1 protein-coding gene is annotated in these 791 nt (G+C 48.4%); it reads left to right on the top strand.

The window, feature by feature from the left end:
* Positions 1 to 100: 100 nt before the first annotated feature.
* Positions 101 to 791 (top strand): transposase (locus tag RM553_RS19545; protein WP_311536643.1); only part of this gene is annotated, 691 nt, incomplete at its 3' end.

Raw genomic sequence — 791 nt, 5'->3', positions numbered from 1 at the left:
CCGTCAGACTGTCTAATAACCTCCATATCCTTAATAACTTTGTTAATTTCTTCTGCTGATTGGTTCTCAGCACAATAAGGTATTGTAGTATCTTGAATATATGAGGTTTATATCAGGAAAAGATCGCAAACAATCCCTGCTCTTCCCGGTGTCTCTGGAGGAGGCCATCGAGCAGGAAAATGAAGTCAGGGCTGTGGACACTTTCGTGGACAGCCTGGACCTGGAAAAGATGGGCTTTCGGGTGCATTTCCCCGAAGGAGGAAGGCCGGCTTACCACCCGGGGCTGCTGCTAAAACTCTTTATTTATGGCTACATGAACTGCCTGCGGTCTTCAAGAAAGCTGGAGCGGGAATGCAGGCGCAACATTGAGCTGATGTGGCTGCTTGGACAACTGGCCCCGGATCATAATACTATTGCCAACTTCAGAAAAGATAATCCCGAGGCTATAAAAAAAGTCTTCCGGGCCACCGTGGCACTGGCCAAAGATTTCAATCTCATTGGCGGAAAACTCATTGCCGGGGACTCCACCAAGCTACGGGCACAGAACAGCAAGAAAAACAACTTCAATAAAAAGAAGATCGACCGTCACCTACGCTATATCGACAACAAGCTGGAGGAATATAACCAGGCCCTGGAACAGGCCGATGGTACTGCGGCCAAAGCAAGCATTCATAAAGAAATAGACAAGCACCACAAACGAAAGGACAACTACCACAAGCTACAGCGGCAGTTGGACCAGGACAAAGAAGAGCAACTCTCCACTTCAGACCCACAAAGCCGCCAGCTGATCG

Source organism: Autumnicola tepida, assembly GCF_031846485.1.
Classification (GTDB): Bacteria; Bacteroidota; Bacteroidia; order Flavobacteriales; family Flavobacteriaceae; genus Autumnicola; species Autumnicola tepida.
The sequence above is the reverse complement of the archived record's forward strand: the minus strand, read 5'-3'. Positions and strand labels throughout refer to the sequence as shown.